General features: G+C 54.7%; 1 pseudogene. It reads left to right on the plus strand.

From position 1 onward, the window contains the following. Positions 1-187: 187 nt before the first annotated feature. A pseudogene (locus HMPREF2912_RS12670) lies at positions 188-393 on the plus strand (IS256 family transposase); the annotation flags it as partial. Positions 394-455 lie beyond the last annotated feature (62 nt).

The raw sequence follows: 455 nt of genomic DNA on the forward strand, positions 1-455 counted from the left end.
GGCTTAAGGGACATTTCGTGTGGATAAATCGATACGGATTCCCGGGGCAGCCTGGGATAATGCAGTGATCTTGATTCTAAATTGGTTCCAACAGCCTGATCGGTGAAATCAACACCGGATAGTCCTAGGTCTGTGGTAGGTAAGCCGCGGCTGGAGCGGTTAGGTCAATTCCTATGGTGACGTCCGCACCGAAGCCCCTGTACATCCACTGGACCTAGCCAGGCATCAAGAGTTTGGACGCAATGGGGAGAAGCGGCATACGCGGCCTAGACGAAAGAAGAGCTCACACGACGCGGCCACCCAGACGGGCGACCTGCCACATTCGACACCCATATCGACAACGAGTGGAACCCCAGCTTAGGCATAAGAAAAGGCTGGGCCGGACGCTCCTAAATCCACACGAAATGTCCCTTAGTGCGACACGCCGCAAATCCACACGAAATGTCCCTTAAGCC

Source organism: Corynebacterium sp. HMSC056E09, assembly GCF_001813425.1.
Lineage (GTDB): Bacteria > Actinomycetota > Actinomycetes > Mycobacteriales > Mycobacteriaceae > Corynebacterium > Corynebacterium hesseae.